Below are 4,190 nucleotides of genomic sequence, written 5' to 3' on the forward strand. Positions count from 1 at the left end.
AACGGGTTTCTAAGGTGGTGTTAGTCGCACCGACTTGGCTGGGACCCCTGCGGATTATGGGAGTACCAGAACCTGTGCGAGATTTTGTGAGAGAGACTGTGCGAACTCCAGGGATTGGTGAGTTTCTGTACGACTTGAATACTCATCCGGGATTTCTGGAATTTATGTATAAACAGCACGTTTTTGTGGACCCGGCCAAGTTGACCCAGGAATTTATTGCTCAAAAGCGGGACAGTACCCAACACCCCGGGGGGAGATTTGCCCCGGTGGCCTTTGTCACGGGGACTCTGGATCCGGCAGGCGATCGCCCTCAAATCTTGGCCCAATTTCAACCCTTACCCGTTCCCGTGAAGGTGATTATTGGCAGTTTGGCCCCCTCGGGTTCCCAATCGGTGATGGAGGCAGTCGCCCAACTGCCTGGGGTGGAATCGTCGCGGGTTGCCGGTTCCCTGGGAATGCATGAAGAATTTCCGGATGCGGTGGTTGAGGCGATCGGCGACTTTTTATAATCTTGGGCTGTTGGCGATGGACCCGACTCTGTGGGCTACTGTTTCAGTTAATCTTGAAACTTGCCAATAATAGGCTGTTGCCTGTCCGCGTTCTTCTGTACTCAATCCTTGACATTCGGATCGGTGGTGGCGAAACCGACTCCCCTGCGGTTAATTTCGAGGCCTATAACCCCGGATTGCCCTGGGTTTAACTCGATTTAACCCGATTTAACTCTCAATAAGGTTAAATAATGTTACAAGAATTTTTATCAGGATTAAAACTGTGGTATAAAAGATAAGGAGGAAGTGGAGTTATTCCCACTTCAGCAACCCCTTTGTTCTGTAAACGGGTAAATTTTGACAAAATTGGAGCGTAAAGAGATGCTAGAATGCAGTCTACGGGTTTAAATCAAGCGGAAGTGGCTCCCTGAATATCCTCCACAAGGATATGAATCGGGCTGATGATTGGTCATTTCAGATACAGTATTTAATTTTCAAATGAGAATAAGGTAGGATTTTCCTATCTCGTTATCAATAAAAATTCTCAATAGATAGAGGTAGACCATGAAAGGACTCGGGATGTTGCACAAGGCACAGGGATATCGGAATCCAAAGGGGACCTGGTTTAGTTATTTTGGGGCCGAGACTCGACCCCACCGAACCGAGGAGATTTCCCCGCCTTGCAATCCCAAAGAGGGTATGGGGGATAGTCCTTTATCCCAGGCCCAAGCGGGCGATCGCCTGCGAGTGACTCAAATCAATGGGGGGAGTTCCCTGAAAACGTATCTCGCAGAAATGGGAGTGAGAGAGGGAACCGAATTAGTCGTCATCGATCGCAGCGCCAGCGGATCAACGATTGTAATGATCGACGAGTGCCAGATTGGGTTAGGGGCGGGGATGAGCGAAAAGATCCTTTGTGTTCATGCCACCCCAGGTTACCCAGAGGGCCGGAAACCCCACCCCGGGCTAAAAACTCGGTTGCGAGAGATTGCCGTCGGTGCGAAAGGACGAATTCTCGGCTATGAATCCACAAACCGCTGCTATAAGCGCCGACTGCTTTCGATGGGATTGACCCCGGGAACTGAGTTTAAAATTATCCGCCACGCACCCCTGGGCGACCCTACGGAAATCAAGGTACGTGGATTTAGCCTGACCCTGCGCAAAGACGAAGCCGATACACTCTGTATAGAAAAGGTAGACCGATGAAGCACCCGATTATTGGCCTGTTAGGTAACCCGAACTGCGGGAAAACCTGTTTATTCAATGCCTTGACTGGATCGAACCAGCGCGTCGGCAACTGGCCGGGAGTCACGGTAGATCGCAAAGATGGCACTTATCGCGATGGCAATCGTGAGATCACCGTGGTGGATCTGCCCGGGGTCTATTGCCTGGATGCGGAAGATGATGAAACGGGATTGGATGAACTGGTGGCCCGGGATTATCTATTGTCCGGGGAAGCGACGGCGATCGTTAATATTGTAGATGCCTCCAATTTAGAGCGAAATCTCTATCTGACAACGCAATTAATCGAGATGCGTGTCCCGATGGTGATTGCCTTGAATATGATGGATATGGCCAAAGAACGGGGGATTAACATTGATCCGGTGCTGTTGTCCGAACGCTTAGGCTGTCCCGTGATACCGATTGTGGCCACAAAACGGGAGGGGTTGAGTGCATTGCGCGATCAGGTCGCCCAACAAGTAGACCGTCCCACCCTGCCTCACGCTTGCGTCCCCTATCCGGCGATTCTGGAACAAGCCTTTCTGGAGATTGAAACAACGATCAAGGATCGAAAAATCAGCGTTGCGCCGCGATGGGCCGCCCTCAAACTGTTGGAATACGACGATCGCGGCGCATCGGTTTCCACGGATACCGAACTGGACCGGATCATTGTCACCCACCGTCGCAAAATTCATCAGGTTCTGGAGGAAGACCTCGATATTATTATTGCAGACAGTCGGTATAGTTACATTCACCAAATTATCCAAGGGGTGACCGAACGCCAGGGAGAATTGGCTGAAAATATTACCGAAAAAATTGATCGGATTGTTCTCGATCGCTGGTTGGGCATTCCCATCTTTTTGGGGGTGATGTATATGATGTTTTTGTTTACCATCAACATCAGCAGTGCCTTTATCGACTTTTTTGATATTCTCACTGGGACTATCTTTGTAGAAGGATTCGGCAGGTTCCTGGCCGGTTTTGACACTCCGGGATGGTTGGTGGCCCTGTTAGCCGATGGCGCAGGAGGCGGGATTCAAACGGTTTCTACCTTTATTCCAGTCATCGGATTCTTGTTTTTGTTCCTGTCGGTTTTGGAAGATTCAGGGTATATGGCCCGGGCCGCCTTTGTGATGGATCGGTTCATGCGGTTTGTGGGACTGCCCGGGAAATCCTTTGTCCCAATGTTGGTGGGATTTGGCTGTAATGTGCCGGGGATTATGTCCAGTCGCACCTTGGAAAATCCGCGCGATCGCCTCCTAACCATCGCCATGAATCCCTTTATGTCCTGTGGGGCGAGGTTACCCGTCTATGCCTTATTTGCTGCTGCATTTTTCCCCGTCGCCGGTCAAAATATTGTCTTCGGGTTATATCTGATTGGCATACTTGCGGCGGTCGTGACTGGGTTAGTGTTGAAGCAGACTCTGTTGCCGGGGAAACCCTCCACCTTTGTCATGGAACTGCCTCCATATCACCTTCCCAGCTTGCGAGGGGTGATGATTCATACCTGGGAACGCCTCAAAGGTTTTATCTTGAAAGCGGGTAAAATTATCATCATTATGGTGATGGTCCTGGGGGTGTTAAATTCCGTGGGGGTTGACGGGTCCTTTGGTAACCAAGATAGCGATCGCTCCTTGCTGAGTGTCACCAGTCAAGCCATTACTCCAGTATTCTCACCGATGGGAATCGAGCGCGATAACTGGCCCGCCACGGTGGGAATTTTTACCGGGGTGTTTGCGAAAGAAGCGTTAGTGGGAACATTGGATTCTCTGTATAGTAACATGGCGCGACAACGGGCGATCGGCCAAGAAGAAGCGACGGAAGACGAGTTTAACTTTTGGGGACAAATCCGGTCAGCATTTGCCACCATTCCGGCCAATTTAGCCGAGGTTCCTGGGGCATTGCTCGACCCCCTCGGTTTGAATATCCAAGACTCGTTAGAAACTGACGAGGTAGCCGCACAAACGGCAATGGTCACGGGTACCTTTGGCGAAATGAACACTCGCTTTCAGGGTCAAGCCAGTGCTTTTGCTTATCTGTTATTCGTCCTCTTATATTGCCCCTGCGTTTCGGCCATTGCTGCTATCCATCGGGAAACCAATCTGCAATGGACCTTGTTTGTGGCATTATGGACGACAGGATTGGCTTATGGTGGCGCTGTGATCTTCTATCAAGTCGCAACCTTCTCACAACACGCGATCAGCTCTTTAGGGTGGATTGTGGGGATGGTACTATTTGCTGTTGCCTGTTTAGTCCTGATGAGAGTCTCCCAACCCCTTGTATTCGCTAAGAAGTGAAGGCGATCGGCAGCAGAAATAGCAGCTTGAGCGAGGAGTTAGGATTGAGGTCAATTTGTTTACGCAATCCCTTGATTCTAACGAACTCGCTAACAGTTTTCAAAGGGGAGCATCTGATGTTTGGACAGTCTGCCCTCATCCCCCACCAGCCCCATTCTCCCAAAAAGGGAGAAGCCCTCACCCT

Annotated in this window: 4 protein-coding genes; 3 read left to right on the plus strand and 1 reads right to left on the minus strand. The window is 50.4% G+C overall.

All coding sequences use genetic code 11. The features are described 5' to 3' along the window. The 3 genes from J0895_RS10485 to feoB all read left to right on the plus strand — a co-directional run. A partial coding sequence (locus J0895_RS10485) for an alpha/beta fold hydrolase (RefSeq protein WP_422894324.1) occupies positions 1-509 on the plus strand: 509 nt, incomplete at its 5' end. Positions 510-1,052: 543 nt separating this feature from the next. Next, the gene (locus tag J0895_RS10490; protein ID WP_207088047.1) at positions 1,053-1,694 is read left to right on the plus strand and encodes a FeoA family protein; all 642 of its coding nucleotides are present in this window, start codon (positions 1,053-1,055) and stop codon (positions 1,692-1,694) included. Continuing rightward, complete coding sequence (gene feoB, locus J0895_RS10495) at positions 1,691-4,006, plus strand: Fe(2+) transporter permease subunit FeoB (protein WP_207088048.1); 2,316 nt, start codon at positions 1,691-1,693, stop codon at positions 4,004-4,006. The genes J0895_RS10490 and feoB overlap by 4 nt, the downstream gene beginning before the upstream one ends. Here feoB and J0895_RS10500 read toward each other — a convergent pair. Then, positions 3,996-4,190: hypothetical protein (locus tag J0895_RS10500; RefSeq protein WP_207088049.1), on the minus strand; the 195-nt coding region annotated here is incomplete at its 5' end. The genes feoB and J0895_RS10500 overlap by 11 nt on opposite strands.

The sequence above is a fragment of the Phormidium pseudopriestleyi FRX01 genome, assembly GCF_017313335.1.
Lineage (GTDB): Bacteria > Cyanobacteriota > Cyanobacteriia > Cyanobacteriales > Laspinemataceae > Laspinema > Laspinema pseudopriestleyi.